The organism is Psychrobacter pocilloporae (assembly GCF_029872915.1).
In the GTDB taxonomy this organism is placed as follows: domain Bacteria; phylum Pseudomonadota; class Gammaproteobacteria; order Pseudomonadales; family Moraxellaceae; genus Psychrobacter; species Psychrobacter pacificensis.
This window is the reverse complement of sequence record NZ_PGFT01000001.1, coordinates 1,551,682-1,574,690: the sequence shown is the minus strand read 5'-3', so window position 1 is coordinate 1,574,690 and position 23,009 is coordinate 1,551,682. Positions and strand designations below refer to the sequence as shown.

The window sequence follows — 23,009 nt, the reverse complement described above, 5'->3', positions numbered from 1 at the left end:
TTTGATAAGCTCAATTGAGGCATAAAGACATATGATAGTCTGTTTTATGCTAGATATGGGCCAATCTAATACAGTAGAACCTCAATAAAATTGATACAGCATAGGAAACGCGCTCGATTAAACGCTACTTTTCTTGCTTGCTGTGACTGCGTCTCCAGAGGCTGCGAAAAATAGCGTTTAATCTTGCTATACCATTTTTATAATGGTTTCACTATACAGTAGCGTATTATTTTATTGGTCATCACGCCCTCTTTTTCAAGTGATCAGCTGAATGGCGCTCTCTACTTGGACTTTATCCAAACTGAAAAGCAGATAGCTGCGTTTTTAGCACTTGCTCAGAGTAAATTTTATCCCCTTTATCATTGCCTGCTGCACCTGCTGCCACCATCAGCGGTAGCAAATGCTCCTCTGCGCCTAATGGATGTGAGGCTGTTGCATAAGGGGCTTTTGACCAGTTAGCCAGTGCTGACCATCGCGTCTCCCAATCCGCTGCGACAGTATCGGTCAGCCAGTCGTCAAAAACTTCAGACGGTGCGGTGAAGTTTGCATCACCATAGCCGCGCATATTATGAAAACTCATACCGCTACCGATGATCAACACCCCTTCTTGGCGTAATGATTGCAGGGCTTGACCTGCTGCCAGATGCGCTTCTGGGTCGAGATCATTACGTAGTGACATCTGTACCACGGGAATATCTGCCTCAGGGAACATTACCTTTAACGGTATAAAGACGCCGTGATCAAATCCACGCGCCGCATCTTGCTCATTTGGAATGCCTGCCGCTGTCAGCAGATTACTGACTCGCTCAGACAACGCGGGCGCACCTGATGCCGGGTAAGCCAAATCATAAGTATGCTCAGGAAAGCCATAATAATCGTAAATCAGATCAGGTTTTGCGCCAGAGGTGATACGAAATTCAGGCGTCTGCCAATGGCCGCTAATGATCAAGATAGCTTTTGGTCGCTCAGGTAATCGAGTGGTAATGCTCGCTAAAAAACTTGCCATACCGTCCCATGTATCCGCAGGTTGCCAATCCATAAAAAAACAAGGTCCTGCGCCATGCGGTATAAAGAATACAGGCAGGCTTACTGCCTCGTTAGATGTGTATATGCTCATCACTTTCTCCTTGTCACTTTTATAAGATGGTTTTATTGGTTGATATAAAGCGGTTAACGTGAGTCATGACGATCTTGAAGGTGACACTTTTTTAGTGTTACTGATAGCCATTAAAGGTAACTATTACACAATCCGCTTAAGCTCGCCCTAGATTTTTTGATAATACCTTATCCATACTTATCGCACCGCCACCTTGTACCACCAGTGCCAGCAGCGCCACCATCAAGGTCAATGCATATTCGTAGCCGCCATTGGCAATGAATAAGCCACTACCGATATGGACAGAAAAAATAGCAACTAACATCGTAAAAGCGGCGATCAATGCTGCAGGTCTCGTTAATAATCCTAATACTAACGCAAGACCACCAAAAAACTCAGCACCGCCTGCTAAGATAGCCATCAGGTAGCCGGGCTCCATACCCATACTGCTCAACCAGCCTGCCGTACCTGCCAGCCCATTGCCGCCAAACCAGCCAAATAGCTTTTGCGCGCCATGTGCCATCAAAATTAGGCCCACAGGTACACGAAGGATTAAGGCAGCTGTGCCAGCTTTCGATGTTAAAACTCTATTGAATAATGAGGATTGCATTGATGAGTACTCCATAACGTAATAGTAAGATAAAGTGTTTAGATATTGGTATAAACATACTTTACTATCATCGTTATGGAAGAGTAAGCCAAGTTATATTGAATAATTATCAACGTAGTGTTGTTAATTGGTTGGACACCAAGACTATCAAACATAGTAAGGGTCTGAAGAAAAGAGTCTGGTCAGTCATCTCATCAATGGGGTTTTTCTGCATTGACACACCGTAAACAAAAGCAGACAGCAATCATCAATAGGTCTGCTACAGTAGCAGCCGCTTCTGATTTAGTATCTGGTATTTGATATTCGGCATTTATTATTTGGCGCGTTGCCAAGCCACCTCCATCTGTCCCATTTTTATGACGCACGACACAAAGGCTTCTCTGTTCATGATCGCATTTATACAAGAAAACCAGCAGTTATTCAGTTTGGCGATGGCGCTATTGTGCATCGTTGTTTTCTTGTGGGTGCTACAATATGTATTGATTCATTATGGCAAGCCCGCGCTCAGTCTGATCTCACGCGGTGAGCTGTGGCTGCGTGGACATATCGCCCGCCTACCCTTGATCACACGTTTACAGGACAAATACCCTGTATTGTTTGGCTTTATCGCCAAGCGCTTTGCCCGCGGTCATTTTTCTGGTCTGATACTCACGGTTTTAACGCTGCTCAATGTATATATTTTGGCAGTGTTTGCAGGTTTGGTTGAGGATGTGGTGGAGGCCGACTCTATCGTGACCACTGATTTGTTTGTATCGCAGCATATGAGCGTACTGCGCGAGTCTGGCATCATAGATATCTTTGTGTTGATCACCAGTTTAGGCTCTACGCCCGTCACTTGCCTGATTGTCGTACTGACTGCCATTTTGTGTATGGTGGTGCGCCGGCCTTACGTCATTATAGGACTACTGGTCTCGACCATCGGCAGCACAGCCTTTACCTTTGTGAATAAAATGGTGTTTCAACGCGCACGCCCTGTCGATATTTTGTTGCATGAGCATACCTACTCATTCCCAAGTGGTCATGCGACGGTCAGCATCGCGCTCTATGGGTTTTTGGGTTATATGGCGATTCGTTTTAGCAGTCGCTTTGTTCGTCAAGTCCGGCTGCTCTCACTGGCTGTTTTGCTGTGTGTGCTGATTGGACTGAGTAGAATTGTGTTAAACGAGCACTATCTGAGCGATGTGCTAGGCGGGTTTTTGGTGGGGTCGCTGTGGCTGATCATTGCGATCAGTGTGACGGAGTGGCTGACCGCAAGGGGTAAGATTAATTGGCACATGTCATGGTCAAAAGGACAAATCTCACTGGTATGGCTGGGCGTCATCATGGTGTTTGTGGCCACACTGATTTATGCCAATATGTATCAGTTTCCACTGCTTGGGTAGTGGTGGAAACTAAATTGGCTTGGAAGGTATAAAACGCTCAGCGCTTATAACTGGCTAAATGTACTCTTTGATGTCATCATGAAATAAGTTAGGCAATGATCAGAGTTATACCCACGGATCATTAAGAAAATCAAATAGCTCCTGAAATAAAAAGTTAAAAAAACAGCCATTTTTTGTATATTTTAATGGCTTATTATAACGATTAGTTGAAGCCTTGATGAACACTCCCAGTAACTTCAAATTGATTTTGCTGAAACTCTACCGATGGAATATCAATATGGTCTTTTAACCAAGGCCACACTTCATTAGTTTTACCATTAGCCTGATGAGCTACGTAGAAAAATGATATTACGGGCTCTATAGTCAATCAATATTAAAAGTGGTACAAGGCAGACGAGTGCAGGTACTACAGTAGTAGGCTAAACGAGTCTAACGCTGTAACACTTTAATAGTGGTTCGACTATATGCAGTTGATAATATTAAAAATAGAGTCTTTGAAATATGCTTTATAAAACTCAGTTGCATCGATAGATTTCTGGTGGATTATCTCATTTCTGTACTCTTCAAGAGTAACAAAATGTCCCCACCATTTTTGCTTTTCTACAGCCTTAGTTTCGTACAACTCAGGAAGAATGTATTTAATCTTAGTTTTTAAACTAAGCCACCGCTTAATGGCTACTTTATCGTATGACTCTATAATACCTTTTGAGTTTTTCTTAGCTTGGTAAATGTGCCCATGAGGAATACTAAGATTAGCAAGTGCTTCTAAAGCAGTATAAGCAAAGACGATTGCAGATTGAATTTCTTCAAGGATTAAATATCACACCATTTTCTCAAGGTTTTCAGCTGATTAGATGGTGAACCATAGTTGAATCTAAACTCACACTCTTTTAAAAATAAATGGAAGTGCTTCTTATCGATTCCATTATACTTTCTGAGTGTTCATTTAGACTGATTCCAAAAGTTCTCAATGCCATTGATGTGATTGTTTTTACCGCAAATAAACTCTATAGAGTGATTGACTCTGAAATGTTTAAACTCGCTCACATCCAGTGCATTGTAACTTCGATAGCTATCCGTATAAACAAAGCTGTCAGGCTTGATGTTACGCTTAATGGCAGGCATTAGCGTGGTCTGCTTGGTGTCTGCTACGACCCCGCGACCTCTTTTACCTTTGTGTACACCGCCAAAGTAACTTTCATCTAATTCGACCTCACCATCAAAAAGCTCATCAGCTTCTAATGAGAGATGGTCATCTATCACAAGTCTTATTTTATGATAAAAAAGTGCAGCAGTATTAGGCTGAATATCAAGCAAATCTGCGGCTGTTCTAGCAGTCACTTCAGCTGTGAAAAACCCTAACAGCCTTCGCTGTACTTTTTTACTTAGTTTACAACGGGTTATCTTCATAAAAGTAGTCTAGCATAGTGCTTATCTACTACAGCCCCATTATCATTTATATTAAATAGAAACATTTTAGATGAAAAATCAACGCTGCTATCCAAGGTCAATAGAACGCACGACTTTACTATCGGTGAAGCAACAGCGTAAGATGACTGACGAGAGAATATTGATAACCGCTGGAAGGAAAACCTGAATAATGGATAGAATTGATGCGATGCGGGCGTTTGTATCAGTGGTGATTGAGGGCAGTTTTAGCAATGCCGCTACAGCCATGCAACTGTCGCCGCAGTTGGTGAGCAAATATGTGTCAAAGCTAGAAGAGCGACTGGATATACGCTTACTGAACCGCACGACCCGTAAAGTCAGTCTGACGGAGGCAGGTACTCACTATTTCGAGCATGCACAGCAAGTGTTACTCAGTATCGATGATATGGAGTCCAAATTAGGTGGGTTTCAGCAGAACCCAAAAGGCACATTGAGAATAAGCGCGCCTGTGTCCTTTGCCCTCAAACATATGGCAAAATTGGTGACGGATTTTCAGACACGTTATCCTTCGGTCAATGTCGATTTGCAGCTCAACGACCGCAAAGTAGATATCGTTGAAGAAGGATTTGATGTGGCGCTGCGCATCGGTCAGCTCAAAAGCTCGTCACTGATTGCTAAGCAAGTTGCGCCTGTCCGCGTCATCTTGTGTGCTTCCCCTGCCTATCTAGAGAAATATGGCGTGCCCAGCAAACCTGAAGACCTAAAAAACCATCGGTATTTGCATTACAGTTATATGGAAAAATACGGCAAAGAAGATATTTATCAGTGGCTAGATGCGACCAATCAGCTAAGCCCAGAGCTGAGCAGTAATAACGGAGATTTGCTTGTCAATGCGGCAGTGGCTGGCGCTGGAATAGCATTACAGCCCACGTTTATTGCAAGCGAAGCACTGAGTAAAGGGAAGCTTATGATGGTGTTACCTGATTATGAACCCGAGACATTGGGGTTGTATGCGGTGTACGCCCATCGAAAGCTGTTGCCGCACAAAATCAGATGTTTTATCGATTTTATCGAAGGGTATTACGGTTCACCGCCCTATTGGGATGAATCGATACAACACTTGTAGATAACTATTAGCGACCCTCACCAAAACACCCCATGCATTGATAAATGTCTAGGGTGTTGTTTAATGCGCTTGGTAGCATGACAAGTCTATCGTGAGCTATATTATAAATATCATTAAAAATAGCACCCCTCTCAATTCATCACTCTCAAAACTCGTATTTGGCCATTATTTCAATTTGCTGACCTGCTGGCATCCATGGAAAGGTCGTCGCACTTTGCTCTCGCCACTCAATCCCCAAGTCTAAATCTGGCAGATACTCATAGATAAGGTTGGCGCTTTTGACATTGGCAGAGGTATTTGCCGCGTCATCGACATTGACCTCACCATAACGCAAGTTGCCACGCAGTTTTTGAGAGAACTGATGCTTATAACCAACACTATAACCTGTCTGAGAGATCAGTTTGCCATCTTCAGCGTCACAATCGGCACCGCCATTCATAATAAGCGGCCCGCCCACACATATGGCAGAATAAGCACCCATGCCTTTACCATTGAACACACTACCATGGAGCGAATGCTCTCCCAAAGCCAGCTTGCCTGCTAAAGACACGCCGACGCCCACATCCGAGTCCTCTCCGTTCTCAGCCTCACGCGCCGTGACAGCGACATTATAGTCGAGATTGGCTATCTTATCTTTGTAGCTGACCACCATGTCAGGCAGGCTGGCATCGTCATACACGGGGTCTTGAGCGGTAAAACGCAGCCCCTTGTAAGTGTAATGCACCGTCAAATCTGGACGAATGTATGAGCCGCCACCGGAGGCTGTGCCGATACCTGTTCCCCAAAAATCAAGCTGCTCGGTGGAGAGGGGTGCAACGGCCAAAAATTGACCGTTCCACGTTTTACCCACTGTCAGATCATCCACTTGCACATAAGCATGGCGCAAGCGCAGGTTGGATCCGCCCTTGGCATAATCCCCATAAAAATCGCCTTCAATAAAACCTGTGAGCTTTTTATCCTCCACAGACTTGGTCGTCTTCATATTAATACGTGACTGGCGTAAGTTTCCTTTAAATTCTGAATCTCCCTCATCAGGCGAATTAAATGCCCCTTCTGCTTTGATATAACCCCCGATACTCAATGTTGTATCGCCCGTTGTCACAATATCGATCGCTTGCGCAGATGCGCAGGTTGCTACCATAGCCAATCCTATAGATAGCCTTTTTGTATAAAGCATCATTCCTCTCTTCCCTGTTATATGTTGATATCCTTATCAATGCCAATGGCGATTACGCGCTCTTTACTTCATAACCATGAATGCGTTTTTTATAAATTGCCTCCTACCTATTACCTGCTGTCTCATCAAAGAGTCAGTAACGAATTGATGTTCTATTGGGTGTTATGCTTCTTGGTCGATACTCTCTAATGCTGCAATGGCTTCTTTTTGCGTCTCATCGATTGGCTTTTTTTGTCCGCTCAATTTATCGAGATAGACCAAAACCGACTCACCGATTGCAACGACTTTTTTTAGTGCGGTACTATAATAGGTGTATTCGTGCACCAGACTTGAGTTGCCGATTTTTTTGACCTTGACGCCGATCCACAACGTATCAGGATAAGCAACTGGAGTAAGGTATCGACATGACGAGGCCGCCATCACCGAAAACGTTTTTTCATTAAATAAACCAAGCCGCCTGTTGTAGTAAATACGAGCATTTTGAGAGTATTCGTAATAGACCACATTGTTGACATGACCAAAGGTATCCATATCACCCCATTCCACTTGTTGAGGGTAGATCACCGTAAAGTCGTGTAATGGATGACTGTCATCACTGGTGACAGCTTCTTGTATTTCTGGAAATGTAGGAACCGCTTCCATAGCTTGTCTCTTTTTATTAGGTAGGTTTTGTTATATAGATGATGCGTGTGACTCAGGGTACTCATGACACACACCTCCTCCATCCCTAGCATTTATGCAGATACTAGGGTTTATATACGTCTTTTCTGTTAGTAAACTCGCTGTGATGGTGACAGGTCTATTTGGCTAGATGAGGTTTTCTGAATACATCGAGCGCATGCGTTTTTTATCGAGTTTACCGACGCTGGTTTTTGGCATCTCGGATAAGAACCTCACTTCACTTGGGACGCCATATTTTGGCAAATGACCTCTCTCAACCGCTTGATGACCCAGTGCCAAAATATCTGTCGACGTTGTATCGGCATAGTCTGGTTTTAGCACGACCAATGCAAGAGGGCGCTCGCCCCAGCGCGTATCTGGGACACCAATTACCGCGATATCAGCAACGCTTGGGTGAAAGGATAGAATCGTCTCAACCTCAAGCGAGGACACCCATTCGCCACCAGACTTGATAACGTCTTTTAGTCTATCGGTGATGCTCAGCGTACCATCGGCGCTTATGCAGGCAATGTCTTGCGTATGCATCCAGCCGCCTTTCCATAACGCATTGCCTGCATCGGGATTTTTAAAGTAGCTTTGCGTTAGCCACGGCGCTCGTATCACAAGCTCGCCTGTCGACTCACCATCCATCGGTTGGGGTTGACCATTTTCGTCCCAAATTTCCATCGATACCAGCATGATGGGCGAGCCTGACAGACAGCGATAATTGAGATTGTCCTCTAGGGTCATTGACTCGGTTTTGTCATCGAATACCGCTCGAGACAGCACAGGGCAGGACTCTGACATCCCAAACCCTGACATAAACTCAATACCGCACTCGATAGCGGCTTTAGCTAAGCCCTCATTGAGCTTTGAGCCCCCTAGCAGTAGTTTGAGATTCTCAAACTTACGACCGCGCGCGGCCATTTCTTTGAGGAGCATCTGCAATATGGCGGGGACGCCATGCGATAGCGTGACTTTATGCTGCTCAATCAAATCGACAAGCTTTGGAGCTAGATAGCGCCCCGGATATACTTGGTTTAGCCCTATCATTGTTGCGCCATATGGCCAGCACCACGCATGAACATGGAATAAAGGCGTCATTGGCATATAGACATCGTCGTAGCGCGCGCCTTGACCTTCGGCATTGAGCGCTGATGCCAAAGTGCTTGCCATCGTCTGTAGTACGATCTGGCGATGGGTAAAGAAAACTCCTTTTGGATCGCCTGTCGTCCCACTGGTATAAAAGGTGGTCGCGATGGTGTTTTCATCAAAATCTGGGAAGTCAAACTCGTCACTAGCAGCTGCTAATAGCGCCTCATATTCACCGTCAACATAGTCAGGCAGCTCAGCTTTCTCACTACTTGCATTGTCATCCTCTGCATCGTCTGCCCAGATGACATGCTCAATAGACGGTGCATCGTCACGATAATCTTTGATCATCGGCGCAAATTCAGCATTTAACAGCAGTGCTTTGGGTGCAGCATGGTTGACGGTGTACAGCACTTTATCTTCAGATAAGCGCACATTGACCGTTTGTAAAATCATGCCCGACATCGGCACGGCAAAGTATGCCTCAAGGTAACGATGACTGTCCCAATCCATGACCGCGACCACATCACCTGCCTGCAAACCCATGTTTTTTAAGACATTGGCCAAGCGATTGATACGCTTAAAAAACTCAGCATAAGTATAAGTCACTTTGTCCGCATAGCTAATGGTTTGGTTGGTGGAAGCGATTTTGGCACGGTTGAGTAGCTGCTTAATAATTAACGGAAACCCATACGCTTCTTCGGCCTGATGGTAGTTGTCATGTTGATTGAGTATGGTTGTCATAGTGTCATCCTTGATAATAAACTGTTCTTGATAATCAGTAATGTGGCGCGTGCTTTTAATATCAGACGCGCTCTATCACCATGGCAAGCCCTTGCCCGATGCCAATGCATAGGCTAACCACTGCATATTTGCCGCCCGTACGTTGTAATTCTCGAGCGGTACTCAAAGCGATTCGTGCACCAGATGCGCCCAGCGGATGCCCGACCGCGATGGCGCCGCCATTAGGATTGACGCGCTTATCATCAAAATCAATATCCAACCCTTTTAGACAACCCAGTACCTGTGAGGCAAAAGCTTCATTAATCTCAATGACAGACATGTCATCTAGCGTTAAATTTGCACGCTTTAATGCCAGCTTAATCGCTTCAACAGGACCCACGCCCATGATGTTAGGCTCAACCCCCATCGCACCTGATGATAAGATTTTGGCAATGGGCTTAAAGCCTAGCTTCTCTTCTGCTTGTTTTGAGCCGATGATAAGCGCAGCAGCACCATCATTGATACCGGAGGCATTACCTGCCGTAACTATGCCATTTTCATTTAAAGGTTTAAGCTTTTGTAGCGCTGCAATATCGGAGCTGGCACGAGGATGCTCATCATCGGTAACGACTTTTTCGGGCAACTTTTTACCTTGTGGGACGGTGATAGGCGTTATCTCATCGTCAAAGAATCCTGCTTGTTTGGCAGCTTGGTACTTGGCTTGTGATGCGGCGGCAAACTTATCGGCTTCCTCGCGCGTAATGCCATATTTATGAGCAACATTGTCACCCGTCTGCGGCATGGTATCGCTACCGAACTGCTCAATAATCTTTGGGTTAGGAAAACGGCTACCGATGGTCGTATCAAATACTTTAAAGTCACGGCTAAACGGCTTTTCTGTCTTGGCAAAGACAAAAGGCGCACGCGTCATCGACTCGACCCCACCCGCCAAAATAATATCCCCTTCATGACACGTAATACTGCGAGCAGCATCGACCACGGTAGACAGACCTGACGCACATAAGCGATTGACGGTTTGGCCCGGCGTGGTGACATCCAGCCCTGCTAACAGAGCGGCATTGCGCGCGATGTTACGAGAGTCCTCGCCCGCTTGGTTGGCACTGCCTAGCAGCACTTCATCAAACACATCGCTCGGCAATTGATGTTTTTCGACCAGCGCTTTTATCACGGTGGCAATCAGATCATCAGGACGCACCGTTGCCAATGCACCGACATAGCGACCAAAAGGGCTTCTTAAGCCATCATAAATATAGGCATCTAACATAACGTGTCCTTGTTGTATTTTTTCACTTTGAATAAATAGTTTTATAACGATATTTTGTTGTTTGTACTAATAAATGGCCTGCTGAGTGAACAATGACACAGCCAGCTTGGCGCGGCGCTGTAACCAAGGGCTTGGGCGATAGCGTGAATCGCCTGTGAGCGCGTAGATACGCTCTAAAATGAGCAGGACACGCGAGGCACCAAGATGATCGCCCCAAGAGATCGGGCCATACGGATACCCTAACCCAAGCTTGACGGCATTATCGATATCCTCTGGCGTGGCAATTTTTTGCATGGCGATATCACAGCCGAGATTGATTACCATGGCGACCACCCGCTGTGCCACAAAACCTGTACTTTCGGCAATCAGCGTGGCACTGCACGCCTCCTGCGCATCTGCTTCACGACTATCTGAGCCTTTATTACCCGTGCTACTGCCAAATAATGCATAAGCTTGCGCCACGAATCGTTCTTGTGTGACGATGCTTGGCATCAACGTACGATGCTTTGTAAGTTCGGTGAGCATATCAATGGCAACGGCTTGCTTGGGATCAACCTGATAACGAATCGCGGCATTGGTCGTATCTTCGCCATAGATGGCGAGTAGCACCAAACTATCAGGGTGTGGTGTGTCGTTGTCATCGATAGTGACGTCATGAGCATTTAGGTAATCGACCAGCTGCGTCTTATCTTCTGCCAAATCAGCGCAAATCCAAACTGAGCTAATAGTCGCATCAGATACAAGCACTTCGGACGATTGATTTTGAGCGCTATCTACAGAAATCTTTTGACCTTTTTCGTATTGATAAAAACCGCCGCCAACTTTACGGCCGAGCTTTTTACCTACCAGCATTTGACGGGTTAATGGATGCGGGCGATAGCGCGCTTCATGATAGAACTGGTCGTAAATTGACTCCATCACGGGGTGTGACACATCAATGCCCGTCAGATCTAACAGCTCAAACGGCCCCATGCGAAAGCCTGCGCCATCACGCAAAATACGGTCGATTTGCTCAAAACTTGCGACGCCCTCGCCCAGTATTTTTAACGCTTCGGTGCCATAGGCTCTGCCACCATGGTTGACGATGAAACCTGGTGTGTCTTTGGCGACCACGCCCAGATGACCCATCCGTTTGGCCAAATCAGTGAGCGCGTCAACGACTGATTGCTGAGTAGAAAGGCCCGGAATGATTTCTACAATTTTCATCAGTGGTACGGGGTTAAAGAAATGAAACCCTGCCACGCGCTCTGGATATTCACAGTCAGCAGCAATTGCCGTGACTGATAATGAGGAGGTGTTGGTCGCCAAAATAGTATCGGCGGTAACCACCTCTTCTAACTGAGCAAAAAGCTGTTTTTTGATGTCTAGATTTTCGATAATGGCTTCAACCACGATCTCAGCGGTCGCGATTTGGCTTAACTCTTGAACGACGGTTAAACGGTTTAGCATAGCTTGTAGCTCGTCATCGCTGAATTTGCCTCTAGCGGTGAGCTTTTCGAGCATGGCTTGCAAGGAGTGTCGCCCTTGCTCAGCTGCGCCTGCTTTGGCGTCATATAAAAGGACTTGGATACCAGCTTGGGCAGCAATTTGGGCAATACCCATACCCATAATACCAGTGCCAACAATGGCAAGTGTATTCACGGTCATAATGATTCTCTACATAGTTTGCGATAGGAGTTGGTCGGCGTGGACAAAAGAGATAAGCGGCATCTGCCCCTTAATAGCCTTTATAGTCGGCTGAGCGCTTTTCCAAAAAAGCTTTGGCGCCTTCTTTTTGATCATGCGTATCAAACAGAATCTGAAAGGCTTTACGCTCTAAGGCCAACGCGCCTTCTAAAGGCATATCAGCACCCAGCGTTGCCACCTCCTTGATTTGCGCTAAGGCAATGGGAGAGTACTTTGATAGCTGCTCGGCAATCTCAATGGCGCGAGTGATGGTAGCCTCATCGTCGACGACTTCAGAGACCAGCCCCATTGTGTCCGCCTCATCAGCACTGATCATATCGCCAGTCAGTACCATCTTCATGGCCTTGTGTTTGCCAATGGCACGAAACAAACGCTGCGTGCCTCCTGCTCCTGGCATCAGTCCTATTTTGATCTCAGGCTGCCCAAATTTGGCAGATTTGCCAGCGATGATTATGTCAGCATGCATGGCCAGCTCACAGCCACCGCCAAGTGCGTAACCATTGACAGCCGCGATGATGGGCTTGCGGCAATGAGTGATGGCATCCCAATAGCCCTCGCTACGACGCAAATACATATCTGCTGTGCCAGTCGTCAAGAAATCATTGATATCGGCACCAGCAGCAAACACCTTGTCACCACCCGTCAGCACGATCGCTTTGGTTTGTGGATCATCATTTAACTGAATAAACAAATCTGCCATTTGTTGGCGTAGCTCACTGTTTAGTGCATTGCGCACTTTGGGGCGATTCAGTCTAATGACACTAACGCCCTCTTTCGGTTTTTCACAAATAATGAGTTGCTCTTCCATGATCCACTCCTTAAACCTCATTCCGATATAAAGTACAAATACATATTAAAACGATTATTTTGAAATAAAAATATCGCTATGCGGTATTTAATATCAATATATACTGTTTATTTTGGTTTGTGAAGGAAAAAAATTGGTTAAATGAGAAAAATTATAGAGAATAATTATCATATTTATAATAAAAATACCGCAATGCGGTTTTTTAAACCAAAACTATTGTAATTTACTTATTCATCGATTATGCTAATTATCCAAGGACGTCACATGACTAACATCGTCAAAAAGCCGTTATGACTATCAGGTTAAAAACCATTATGACTATCAGTCATCAATCAAACAGGCATTTATCCAACAAGGAAGACTCATATGATTAGAGATAAAGAAACCCTCGACCATATCACTCATACTATCCGCAACTTCGTTAATGACCAACTCGTTCCTCTGGAGCACTGGGTGGCAGAAAACGATCGCCTACCAGAAGAGATCATTGAGCAGATGCGCGAGCTTGGACTATTTGGGCTGACCATTCCTGAAGAGTACGGTGGTCTTGGTGTCACGATGGAAGAAGAAGTGACCTTGGCATTTGAGCTGGGACGTACCTCTCCTGCCTTTCGCTCACTGATTGGGACCAATAATGGTATTGGCTCATCTGGTCTTGTGATTGATGGGACAGAAGCGCAAAAGCAGAAATATCTACCTCGCCTTGCCAGCGGTGAGATCATTGGTTCATTTTGCTTGACCGAGCCTGATTCAGGCTCAGATGCCGCCTCATTAAAGACAACCGCTGTTAGAGATGGTGATACTTATATCATCAACGGTACCAAACGCTATATCACCAACGCCCCGCAAGCGGGTATCTTCACTGTCATGGCACGTACTGACCCACAAAACAAACGCGCAGGCGGCATTTCGGCATTTATTGTGGAGAGTGACACACCGGGTATTACTTTGGGCAAAATTGACAAAAAAATGGGACAAAAAGGCGCGCATACCTGTGATGTCATCTTTGACAACTGTGTCGTGCCAGCCGATGCGCTCATTGGCGGTGTCGAAGGTGTGGGCTTCAAAACCGCGATGAAAGTTCTTGATAAAGGACGATTGCACATTGCAGCCGCCAGTACTGGCGCTGCGACTCGCATGCTAAATGATGCATTACATTATGCCGTCGAGCGTAAGCAATTTGGGCAGCCTATTGCCAGTTTTCAGCTCATTCAAGGCATGCTCGCTGACTCAAAAGCAGAGATTTATGCCGCCAAATCCATGGTACTAGATGCAGCGCGTCTACGTGATGAGGGCAAAGATGTCGTGACCGAATCCTCATGCGCCAAAATGTTTGCCACCGAGATGTGCGGCCGCGTGGCGGATAGAGCCGTACAAATCCATGGCGGCGCAGGCTATATCGCAGATTATGGTATTGAGCGTTTTTATCGTGATGTGCGTCTCTATCGTCTGTATGAAGGTACGACCCAAATTCAGCAAGTCATCATTGCCCGCAATATGATCAAAGAAGCCAGCGAGTAATCTATCTCGCAGGCGTGCTCACCAAAACACAAGGCGGTATTTGCTAGGATGCTGATGCCGTTCCCTTCTCTTTATAACTCAGACTTTGATTCTCACAACGATAAGGATATACATTGTGAAAAGTGTCGCTATAACGTCAGACCCAAGCGCAAGCACGGTCCAAAAACAGCCTTGGAAGCTGGCCTTTGTTTTTTGTTTTTTGGTATTGCTATGTGATGGCGCTGACATCGGTATTCTTGCTTTTACCCTCTCTAGTCTCAAGCAAGAATTTGGATTGACCAATGTACAAGCTGGCGCGCTGGGCAGCTGGTCATTGTTTGGCATGGCTATTGGCGGGGTTTTTGGTGGCTGGGCCTGTGACCGCTTTGGACGGGTACGCGTGATCGTTCTGGCGACTGGGATGTTTTCTATCCTATCTGGTTTTAGTGGGCTTGTGCAGAGCTATGAGCAGTTTGTGGCACTACGATTTATTGCTTGCTTAGGGCTTGGCAGCTTATATATCGCCACCAACACGTTGATGTCTGAGATGGTGCCGACTAAGCATCGAACCACGGTACTTGCCGCGCTCATGACAGGGTTTACGCTCGGATCTTTGGTGATTACCAGCGTTTCAGCATGGATCATCCCTAGCTATGGCTGGCGCACTTTATATCTATTGACGTTTTTGCCACTGCTGCTAGCCATCTCCATGTACTTCTTAGTACCTGAGCCACAATCCTGGAAAGAGGCGCGTGCGCGCAAATTAAGCGGCGAAAAAGACACAACCAAAAAAGCGGAAAACCCTTACAAAGCCATCTTTGAAAACCCCAAGCATCGCATCATGTTTATATTGTGGTCGATGAGCTCAGGGTTGTTACTGTTTGGCTATTTTGGGGTAAGCAACTGGCTGCCGTCTTATTTAGAGACCGAGCTTGGAATTAAGTTTAAAGAGATGGCGCTATATATGGCGGGCACTTACTTGACCATGATGTTTGCCAAAGTAGTGGCAGGATTTATGGCGGATAAAATCGGCCGTAAGATCGTCTTTGCCTTTGGTACCATGGGTACTGCACTGTTTATCCCTATTTTGGTATACACGCACACCCCAGAGAATATTGGCTGGTTAATGATTACCTTTGGTTTTTTATATGGGATTCCTTATGCCATCAATGCCACCTATCTGACCGAGAGCTTCCCAACAGCTATTCGAGGGACAGCCATTGGCGGTGCCTTTAATATCGGACGACTTGGTTCTGTGATTGCCCCTGTTGCTATTGGCTATATGGCCATGCATAACTCCATCGGTGCAGGTCTGCTGCTGATGGCAGGTGCTTACTTCTTATGTGGTCTGATCCCAACTTTGTTTATCAAAGAAAAGCAGTATGATCCACAAGAGGCCTCATAAAATCTTTTATAATGCCGTTGACTCCCTATATTACGACCGTTCATACCGCATAGCGAAACAATCTCCCCATATCATGCTATGCTGAGAATATAAATGTACGGTAATATAGTATAATGAACAAGATAAACTACCTTTGGTATGTGACTGTGAGTCAGTGATAAAGCCTATAATGAGTATTTGCTAAATACTTGTTCTATAGAGCAATACTGGCTCACAGTGGCGCTAGGTAGTGATAATTTTACTATGCTTGTATGGACTGAATTGGGGATAATAGACCGCCTATGACGAACGACACCCTTGCCAATGACGACCCTAATAATGAGATGCATATGGAGCTGTTAGAACCCATTGCAGAGATGCAGGGCAAAAACGACAGACAGTTTGTCACCGCGTTGGCTCGTGGTCTTGAGCTACTGCGCTGTTTTACCCCGAAGCGACCTTATCTGGGCAATCAAGAGCTGAGTCAACTGACAGGGATTCCTAAGGGTACCATCACTCGCCTCACCTATACCCTGGTCAAATTAGGCTATCTCAAACAGTCTACTACGAGCAGTAAGTATCAGCTCTCAACCGGCGTGCTTGGGTTTGGCTATACCATGATGACCAACATCTCCATCAACAATCTCGCGACCCCTTATATGGAAGAGCTGGCGGATTATGCCAATAGTGCGGTGGCTATGGCGACGCGTGATCGGTTGATGATGGTCTATCTCAATGTGGTACAGGGCGCTGGTAGTACGACCATGCAGCGCAATATCGGCTCATATCTCCCCATTCATTTAAGCTCAATGGGACGCGCTTGCCTCGCCAGCATGCCGCCTGCTGAACAAGAATTTATCCTAAATGCGATTCGCAATAAGTACAAGGATGATTGGCTAAAGATCAGACGAGGGCTGGACAAAGCCTTTCAAGATTATGAAGATTACGGCTATTGTTTTTCTATCAGTGAATGGCAAAAGGATGTCAATGCGGTCGCCATTGCGCTGATGCACCCGACGGAAGGGTTGCTCACGTTTAACTGCGGCGCGCCAAGTTTTATCCTGAGTCGCACCAAGCTAGAAGAAGACATCGCCCCTCGCCTGCTGCATATGAAAAACATGATTGAGAGTAATCTATATATCAGCTAGCCTCACTTAAATGTACCCTATAAAAAAACCATTCATCCCCATCATGTATTCAAGCGCTAATTATATAAACCATTTATATCGATTTTTCCTGTTATTTTCCATGCCTTTAAGCGAGGCGCGTTTTTTTAAGGATTTATTATGAGCCAGCTTTTTTCGCCTTTACAACTTGGGCAACTCACCCTAGATAACCGTATTATCATCGCCCCCATGTGCCAGTACTCTGCCAATGACGGCGCGGCAAGCGATTGGCATACGATTCATATCGGTCAGATGAGTTTGAGCGGTGCAGGGCTACTTATTTTAGAAGCGACGGCGGTCAACCCGCAAGGACGCATCAGCTATGCTGATTTGGGATTATGGGATGACAGGACGCAAGCGGCACTGGATAAAACGCTCACTGCTGTCAGACAGTACAGCCCAATGCCGATAGGCATCCAGTTGGCCCATGCTGGGCGTAAAGCGTCAACCAAAAAACCATGGGACGGCGACGGCTCGATTGCCCCTGATGAGGTAAATGGCTGGCAAACGGTGGCACCATCAGCGCTTGCGTATGACGAAAACTCTACTGTACCCACAGCAATGGATCAAAATGACATTGATACATTCATCAGTGATTTTGTGAATGCAGCAAAACGCGCAGATACGCTGGGGCTTGACTTAATTGAGCTGCATGGTGCGCACGGCTATCTATTGCATCAGTTTTTATCGCCGCTTTCTAACAAGCGTGATGATCAATACGGCGGCAGTCTTGAAAACAGAATGCGCTTGTTACTTGACGTGTTTACAGCGGTTCGGGCTGAGTTTTCAAGTGACAAGCCAGTGGGCGTGCGGGTTTCTGCAACCGATTGGGTCGAAGGCGGCTGGGACCTTACCCAAACGATTGAGCTGGCTAAAGCCTTAGAAGCATTAGGCTGTGATTATATCCATGTGAGCACCGCAGGACTGAGCCCAGAGCAGCAAATCCCTGTAAAGGCGAGCTATCAAGTACCTTTTGCCGCAGCCGTAAAAGAAGCGGTCAATATACCCGTCATTGCCGTGGGCCTAATCACCGAGGCCGAGCAGGCAGAAAGCATCATCACCGAGCAGCAAGCGGACGCGGTTGCCTTGGCACGCGGTATCCTCTATGACCCGCACTGGCCGTGGCACGCGGCGGCCGAGCTTGGCGCAACCGTCAAAGCGCCCAAACAGTACCTACGCTCAAGCCCGCACGGTAAGCCGTCTCCTATAGAATAAGTGTAATCGAACTACGAACATAGACTGAAGACAACATTACTTGCTTCAGTCTATGCATTCACTCACTTTAATTCAAACTAAAGTAATTATGGCTTACAAGTTAGATAGTCATCAGTGTATTCAACTTGGCAAGTGGTAGTGATATCAACGCTGCCATAATTTACCGGCTGAAGTGTAGCGCAGGGAGGTCAACTTACGGTCTTGTTAGGCCTGCTAAATGTTCCATAAGCGGAATTACCTCATTGTAAATACCCCATTCTTAACACAACATCATCGTAGAATAATTAAGCCACCTGCCTGTACTCAGCAGGTGTCATTGTAGTGGCATAATGAAATAGGACAGTAGATAAGAGGTTATACTATCACCAAAACTGGAGAGAAGATATGACCACCAAACGCGGACGCTACAGCCAAGAATTTAAGCTAGAAGCCATTAAACTGGTTGAAGATCAAGGCAGGAAGATACCAGAAGTAGCCAACTCATTAGGTATCGGCAAAACCACCTTAGAGAATTGGGTATATAAATACCGTAAAGAACAGCAAGGTGTCATGCCATCAGAAGGCAAAGCCCTAACGCCTGAATTACGGCGTATACAAGAGCTTGAAAAACATGTGAGGTTCTTTAGAAGCTTTAAGACAGAGTGGATGCCAAAAAACGGCTATGACAATATTGATGAGGCTCGGCAGGCAGTAAATGATTATATTTGGGGCTATTATCAAAGTGTAAGACCACACAGCTTTAATGAGTATTTAACACCGAGCGAGAAAAAGAGACTTTATTTCAACAAAAACCTCTTAAGTACTGTCTAAAAATATTTGACCACTACAAGTATACAATGTGTATTCTCCTACGTTCTTTCAAATCTATACTTTACCTACCACTCACCACTCATGTGATCATATAAATAACTTCAAATACCAGATATTAACAAGGAAAAATCACCACCTCATCGCCTTCTTGCCATGGTTCAAACTTAGTCATGACTTGCAAAAATAACGGATGCGCAAGCCAATCTTGTAACCACTGCTGCAATTTAGGGTATGGCAAACCATAAAACACCTCACGATCAACATGCGCAAATTGACGAACAAACGGCATGATACCAATATCCGCTGTGGTCACACTGTCTCCTAATAGATAGACATTTTTTGTCAATAGCGTCTCCAATACCTGCAAAAACACCTCGCCCCGCTGTCGATACTCGCTCTGCGTCATCTCAGGATACCGATCTGCATATTTGTATCGATCTAGCCAATATTTAAACTCATTGTCATTTTGTACAATCAAGGCATTTGCTTGCGGTAATGTATTTTTATCAAGTAAGCCGTGTGGGTCATTCTGCGCAAGTGCCCACATCATAATCTCGTCACTTTCTTCAATGACGGTCCCATCCGCCAACTGTAAAACGGGTACTGTCCCTTTTGGGCTAATCGCTAGCATTTGCTCGGGTTTATTCTTCAGCGTAACCTCCCACAGCGCTACAGACTGCTCGGCAAATAAAAGACCGAGACGGGCACGCATGGCGTAGGGACAGCGGCGAAAAGAATACAATCGATGGCGCGGTAAAGTCATAGTTGTCTTCCACAATTGAATAAAAACCAAATAGCATATCAATAAGAACCAGTAGGCTCAAACACACTGATATGGATTTTATTAGAGAGTAGGTAAATATTATTAGGCGCGATGAGATCACACCGATTTCACTCTCGATGTTGATGGCGTTTGCAGCACCTAAATTCTTGTTTGACTGATAAATAAACACCAAAAAACTCAAAATATAATCACAGTCAAAGTTATTATAATGGCAACTTATTGTTGGCTAAAAACCGCTGACACCTATTGTAAATATCATTTTTTTGAATTTATACTGGACTATTTTCTATAGTATAAGGACTGATACATGCAGTTTTTGAGGATGATAAGTCAGCAGTTGAGTCGGTTTACGGCTTTAGGGCGAATCATGTCCGTAATTACTGCACATGAATGGAGGTTAAATACTGGGCTAAATACTCGTTTCTAACTATATCGACTGCTAACTAACTATATCGCCTGTTAAAGACGATACTATCTTAAGGTTCAGTTAAGGTTGCTCCTTTATGATGCTTTCATGATGTTAATCGTGCTAAAAGCTTTTAACCATTTGGAGACAGCTGATGTCATTATCTATTGATAGCACTCATACCTTACAGAATGTTCTAAATACGACCTTTTATATTGAAGCGGTTAAGCCAATGTCAATATTGGAAGTGCAAGGCATACCCTCCTCCCTCTATATTCGTGCCAGTACGCAAATGCCAATAGCGACATCGCCTACTTCCTATGCTCAAAACCAAGATGCCCAGGCATTTATCAAACGCATATATGCGTATATCCATCACGCCCGATTAAGCTACTTTATGCCCATTTTGTTTTCAGGTTTTGCCGATATGTCATGCTATGGCGATTGGTTATCCACTGATGATAATACTTTGCCTACATTTAAAGGCACGAGCGTTGCTATCGGTCTAAAGCCTATCTGTGAAGATAAGATATTTTTAGAGCAGTATCTGAACACGCCGATACAACATGAGATCAGCAGAGTGGCAGGCGAGCCAGTCAGTCGCCAGCGCATTTTTGAGATTGGCAATTTGGCATCAGGTTGTGCGGGTAGCGCGCGGCTTATGATAGCATTTTTGGTGTTTTATTTATCCACCCCCACCCTGAATTCTACGACTCATGAACACCAAACCAAAGCAGACTGGGTCGTGTGTACTGGCACCGATGCGGTACGGCATATATTGGCACATATGGGCATTCGCAGTCATGTCATTGCCAAGGCCACGGCAGAAGCGCTAGAAGACCCTGAGCAAGTATCCTCATGGGGCCATTACTATCAGCACAATCCCTTGGTCGTCGCTATCAATGTGGCCGATGCTAAGCGGGTATGCGCCCCACATTATCGCTATACCGAAACGTTAGAGATGAATGCTACCACGCGTTTGACGCTAAATAAGATAGCCGTTTAATACGCATGCATTAGCCAACCAATAACACTGCACCACCACAAGACAGTGAGAACAACATGACCCCCATTTATACCGCGATATGTCAGCATGCCCGCCAAACTCCCAAGCAGGTAGCGATACAAACGATAGCTGACCATAACACGACCAGTCTGACCTATGGCCAGCTACAACGCACGCTATCCGCGCTTCATCAAACACTAAAGACATGGCAAGGCAAGCGTGTCGCCTTATATGCGCATAACGATATAGATTGGATCATACTCGATTTGGCATTGAGTACCGTCAGCGCGGTCGTTGTGCCAATCCCCTTATTTTTTAGTGCCGCGCAAATTGCGCACTTACTACAAGATGCGCAGATAGAGATGGTATACGTTGGCGCTGGTTTACAACTGCCAACCATAGACAATACGGATAACTGGATAATTGCTGATACACCAGAGACAAAAACCATCAAGTCTGAGCAGGCGACTCATATCACAGGTAGTTTTTATCAACTTGCTGGCACCATCACTGACCATACCTTCACCGCTCAAAATTCCTCTACTGCCAGCGATTTTTGCAAAGTGACTTACACCTCAGGCAGTACGGGCATGCCAAAAGGCGTGTGTTTGGGTCAAGAGACATTGATGCGTATTGTCGAGTCGTTATCGGGTTCGCTCGCTGATACCTTGACAGATGACGCTACTCACGCGCCAAAAGTGAGCAATGCCACAAGTAATTTTAGTCATTTAAGCGTGTTGCCTTTTGCCACTTTATTAGAAAATGTGGCAGGTATTTACGTGAGTCTATATATGGGGCGCACCTTAGTGACAGGGCACATTGATCAATTGGGTTTGTTATCCAATCAAGCATTTGATGCTAAGCGCTTGATGACAACGGTACAAACATACGACATCGCCAGCGTTATTTTATTACCGCAAATGCTAAAAGCCATTTGTGAGCACATGGCAGACAAGGGAGCAACCAAATCCAGCGCCAATGCTGCTGTGCCATCATTAAAGTTTATGGCAGTCGGCGGCGGCAAAGTCTCCCCTCAATTACTACAAGACGCCAGTGCCTTAAGCTTGCCTGTTTATGAAGGCTATGGCCTATCTGAATGCGGCTCGGTAGTCAGTCTCAATACGCCAAAAGCAAAGCGCGAAGGCAGTGTGGGCAAACCTATGCCTCACGCCTCGGTCAGCATCGCAGATAGTGGCGAAGTAATGGTAAAGGGCAATGCGATGCAAGGCTACTTAAACCATGACAATAGTAAGGATGACAATGGCATCATTGCCACAGGGGATATCGGTCATTTAGATGACGACGGCTATTTATACATCACGGGTCGACGCAAAAACGTGCTCATCAGTAGTTTTGGCCGTAATATCTCGCCTGAATGGGTAGAAGCGCAGCTCTCAACGCAGCCCATTATTTATCAGGTCGCGGTACTCGGAGATGGTGAGCCGCATTTGTCTGCGGTGATAGTCGCCAACCCCAACATGGTCGCAACGAGCAATGATCCACAATCTGCGATTGCGCAAGCGATAGATGTCGTTAACCAAACCTTGCCCGACTATGCGCGTATCCAACAGTGGCATCTCGCCGAGCACCCTTTTAGTACGGACAATGAATTATTGACTGATAACGGCAAACTGCGACGCGCGCACATTTTTACCGCTTATCAATCGGCACTCGGCTTATAACGGACGCTTTTACCAGCAGTAC

General features: G+C 45.7%; 17 protein-coding genes and 3 pseudogenes. 10 read left to right on the top strand and 10 right to left on the bottom strand.

Annotated elements, in window-relative coordinates; genetic code table 11:
* Nucleotides 1-292: 292 nt before the first annotated feature.
* Together CUR83_RS06805 and CUR83_RS06800 are read right to left on the bottom strand one after the other, a co-directional pair.
* Entirely contained in the window at nt 293-1,117 is an 825-nt protein-coding gene (locus CUR83_RS06805; RefSeq protein ID WP_071001523.1) for a DODA-type extradiol aromatic ring-opening family dioxygenase, read from the bottom strand.
* Nucleotides 1,118-1,253: 136 nt separating this feature from the next.
* On the bottom strand, nt 1,254-1,706 hold the full coding sequence (locus CUR83_RS06800) for a DoxX family protein (protein WP_071001522.1): 453 nt from the start codon (nt 1,704-1,706) through the stop codon (nt 1,254-1,256).
* A 386-nt stretch (nt 1,707-2,092) separates the two neighbouring features.
* Between CUR83_RS06800 and CUR83_RS06795 the strand changes: the two genes are divergently transcribed.
* A complete protein-coding gene (locus CUR83_RS06795) occupies nt 2,093-3,088 on the top strand; it encodes a phosphatase PAP2 family protein (protein ID WP_071001521.1) in 996 nt (331 codons plus the stop codon).
* An 813-nt stretch (nt 3,089-3,901) separates the two neighbouring features.
* Here the strand turns inward: CUR83_RS06795 and CUR83_RS06790 are convergent.
* Nucleotides 3,902-4,498 (bottom strand): annotated as a pseudogene (locus tag CUR83_RS06790) (IS1595 family transposase).
* A gap of 190 nt (nt 4,499-4,688) precedes the next feature.
* Between CUR83_RS06790 and CUR83_RS06785 the strand changes: the two are divergent.
* Nucleotides 4,689-5,603 (top strand): LysR family transcriptional regulator, encoded by a 915-nt coding sequence (locus CUR83_RS06785; RefSeq protein WP_071001520.1) that lies wholly within the window; start codon nt 4,689-4,691, stop codon nt 5,601-5,603.
* A 145-nt stretch (nt 5,604-5,748) separates the two neighbouring features.
* Here the strand turns inward: CUR83_RS06785 and CUR83_RS06780 are convergent, their stop codons facing one another.
* The 6 genes from CUR83_RS06780 to CUR83_RS06755 form a co-directional block, all read right to left on the bottom strand.
* The gene (locus tag CUR83_RS06780) at nt 5,749-6,744 is read right to left on the bottom strand and encodes a hypothetical protein (RefSeq protein WP_227517170.1); all 996 of its coding nucleotides are present in this window, start codon (nt 6,742-6,744) and stop codon (nt 5,749-5,751) included.
* A gap of 198 nt (nt 6,745-6,942) precedes the next feature.
* Nucleotides 6,943-7,422 (bottom strand): acyl-CoA thioesterase, encoded by a 480-nt coding sequence (locus tag CUR83_RS06775; protein ID WP_071001519.1) that lies wholly within the window; start codon nt 7,420-7,422, stop codon nt 6,943-6,945.
* 165 nt (nt 7,423-7,587) lie between these two features.
* Complete coding sequence (locus tag CUR83_RS06770; RefSeq protein ID WP_212563564.1) at nt 7,588-9,276, bottom strand: fatty acid--CoA ligase; 1,689 nt, start codon at nt 9,274-9,276, stop codon at nt 7,588-7,590.
* Between the two features lie 61 nt (nt 9,277-9,337).
* The gene (locus CUR83_RS06765) at nt 9,338-10,540 is read right to left on the bottom strand and encodes a 3-oxoadipyl-CoA thiolase (RefSeq protein ID WP_284719346.1); all 1,203 of its coding nucleotides are present in this window, start codon (nt 10,538-10,540) and stop codon (nt 9,338-9,340) included.
* A gap of 66 nt (nt 10,541-10,606) precedes the next feature.
* Nucleotides 10,607-12,193 (bottom strand): 3-hydroxyacyl-CoA dehydrogenase, encoded by a 1,587-nt coding sequence (locus CUR83_RS06760; protein ID WP_284719827.1) that lies wholly within the window; start codon nt 12,191-12,193, stop codon nt 10,607-10,609.
* A gap of 64 nt (nt 12,194-12,257) precedes the next feature.
* On the bottom strand, nt 12,258-13,034 hold the full coding sequence (locus CUR83_RS06755; RefSeq protein WP_284719345.1) for an enoyl-CoA hydratase: 777 nt from the start codon (nt 13,032-13,034) through the stop codon (nt 12,258-12,260).
* A gap of 366 nt (nt 13,035-13,400) precedes the next feature.
* Between CUR83_RS06755 and CUR83_RS06750 the strand changes: the two genes are divergently transcribed.
* The 6 genes and pseudogenes from CUR83_RS06750 to CUR83_RS06725 form a co-directional block, all read left to right on the top strand.
* The gene (locus CUR83_RS06750; RefSeq protein WP_058025401.1) at nt 13,401-14,555 is read left to right on the top strand and encodes an acyl-CoA dehydrogenase family protein; all 1,155 of its coding nucleotides are present in this window, start codon (nt 13,401-13,403) and stop codon (nt 14,553-14,555) included.
* Nucleotides 14,556-14,670: 115 nt separating this feature from the next.
* A complete protein-coding gene (locus CUR83_RS06745; protein ID WP_186474569.1) occupies nt 14,671-15,939 on the top strand; it encodes an MFS transporter in 1,269 nt (422 codons plus the stop codon).
* A 281-nt stretch (nt 15,940-16,220) separates the two neighbouring features.
* On the top strand, nt 16,221-17,066 hold the full coding sequence (locus CUR83_RS06740; RefSeq protein WP_071001513.1) for an IclR family transcriptional regulator: 846 nt from the start codon (nt 16,221-16,223) through the stop codon (nt 17,064-17,066).
* 138 nt (nt 17,067-17,204) lie between these two features.
* Nucleotides 17,205-18,299 carry an NADH:flavin oxidoreductase/NADH oxidase gene (locus CUR83_RS06735; protein ID WP_093069215.1) on the top strand — a complete coding sequence of 365 codons (1,095 nt, stop codon included), beginning with the start codon at nt 17,205-17,207 and terminating at the stop codon, nt 18,297-18,299.
* Between the two features lie 384 nt (nt 18,300-18,683).
* Nucleotides 18,684-18,902 (top strand): annotated as a pseudogene (locus CUR83_RS06730) (transposase); the annotation flags it as partial.
* A gap of 12 nt (nt 18,903-18,914) precedes the next feature.
* Nucleotides 18,915-19,109 (top strand): annotated as a pseudogene (locus CUR83_RS06725) (integrase core domain-containing protein); the annotation flags it as partial.
* A 115-nt stretch (nt 19,110-19,224) separates the two neighbouring features.
* On the opposite strand, the gene CUR83_RS06720 reads toward CUR83_RS06725, so the two are convergent.
* Nucleotides 19,225-19,872, bottom strand: a complete 648-nt coding sequence (locus tag CUR83_RS06720) for a glutathione S-transferase (RefSeq protein WP_201606695.1) — start codon at nt 19,870-19,872, stop codon at nt 19,225-19,227.
* A gap of 581 nt (nt 19,873-20,453) precedes the next feature.
* On the opposite strand from CUR83_RS06720, the gene CUR83_RS06715 reads away from it, so the two are divergent.
* Nucleotides 20,454-21,305 (top strand): thermostable hemolysin, encoded by an 852-nt coding sequence (locus CUR83_RS06715; RefSeq protein WP_284719344.1) that lies wholly within the window; start codon nt 20,454-20,456, stop codon nt 21,303-21,305.
* Nucleotides 21,306-21,361: 56 nt separating this feature from the next.
* A complete protein-coding gene (locus CUR83_RS06710; RefSeq protein WP_252962418.1) occupies nt 21,362-22,987 on the top strand; it encodes an AMP-binding protein in 1,626 nt (541 codons plus the stop codon).
* Nucleotides 22,988-23,009: the final 22 nt, after the last annotated feature.

Coding starts and splice junctions, on each gene's coding strand:
- CUR83_RS06720 (WP_201606695.1), bottom strand. CDS start 19,872: ATGACTTTACCGCGCCATCGATTGTATTCTTTTCGCCGCTGTCCCTAC.
- CUR83_RS06710 (WP_252962418.1), top strand. CDS start 21,362: ATGACCCCCATTTATACCGCGATATGTCAGCATGCCCGCCAAACTCCC.
- CUR83_RS06765 (WP_284719346.1), bottom strand. CDS start 10,540: ATGTTAGATGCCTATATTTATGATGGCTTAAGAAGCCCTTTTGGTCGC.
- CUR83_RS06715 (WP_284719344.1), top strand. CDS start 20,454: ATGTCATTATCTATTGATAGCACTCATACCTTACAGAATGTTCTAAAT.
- CUR83_RS06795 (WP_071001521.1), top strand. CDS start 2,093: ATGATCGCATTTATACAAGAAAACCAGCAGTTATTCAGTTTGGCGATG.
- CUR83_RS06805 (WP_071001523.1), bottom strand. CDS start 1,117: ATGAGCATATACACATCTAACGAGGCAGTAAGCCTGCCTGTATTCTTT.
- CUR83_RS06770 (WP_212563564.1), bottom strand. CDS start 9,276: ATGACAACCATACTCAATCAACATGACAACTACCATCAGGCCGAAGAA.
- CUR83_RS06740 (WP_071001513.1), top strand. CDS start 16,221: ATGACGAACGACACCCTTGCCAATGACGACCCTAATAATGAGATGCAT.
- CUR83_RS06750 (WP_058025401.1), top strand. CDS start 13,401: ATGATTAGAGATAAAGAAACCCTCGACCATATCACTCATACTATCCGC.
- CUR83_RS06800 (WP_071001522.1), bottom strand. CDS start 1,706: ATGCAATCCTCATTATTCAATAGAGTTTTAACATCGAAAGCTGGCACA.
- CUR83_RS06755 (WP_284719345.1), bottom strand. CDS start 13,034: ATGGAAGAGCAACTCATTATTTGTGAAAAACCGAAAGAGGGCGTTAGT.
- CUR83_RS06780 (WP_227517170.1), bottom strand. CDS start 6,744: ATGGTAGCAACCTGCGCATCTGCGCAAGCGATCGATATTGTGACAACG.
- CUR83_RS06775 (WP_071001519.1), bottom strand. CDS start 7,422: ATGGAAGCGGTTCCTACATTTCCAGAAATACAAGAAGCTGTCACCAGT.
- CUR83_RS06735 (WP_093069215.1), top strand. CDS start 17,205: ATGAGCCAGCTTTTTTCGCCTTTACAACTTGGGCAACTCACCCTAGAT.
- CUR83_RS06785 (WP_071001520.1), top strand. CDS start 4,689: ATGGATAGAATTGATGCGATGCGGGCGTTTGTATCAGTGGTGATTGAG.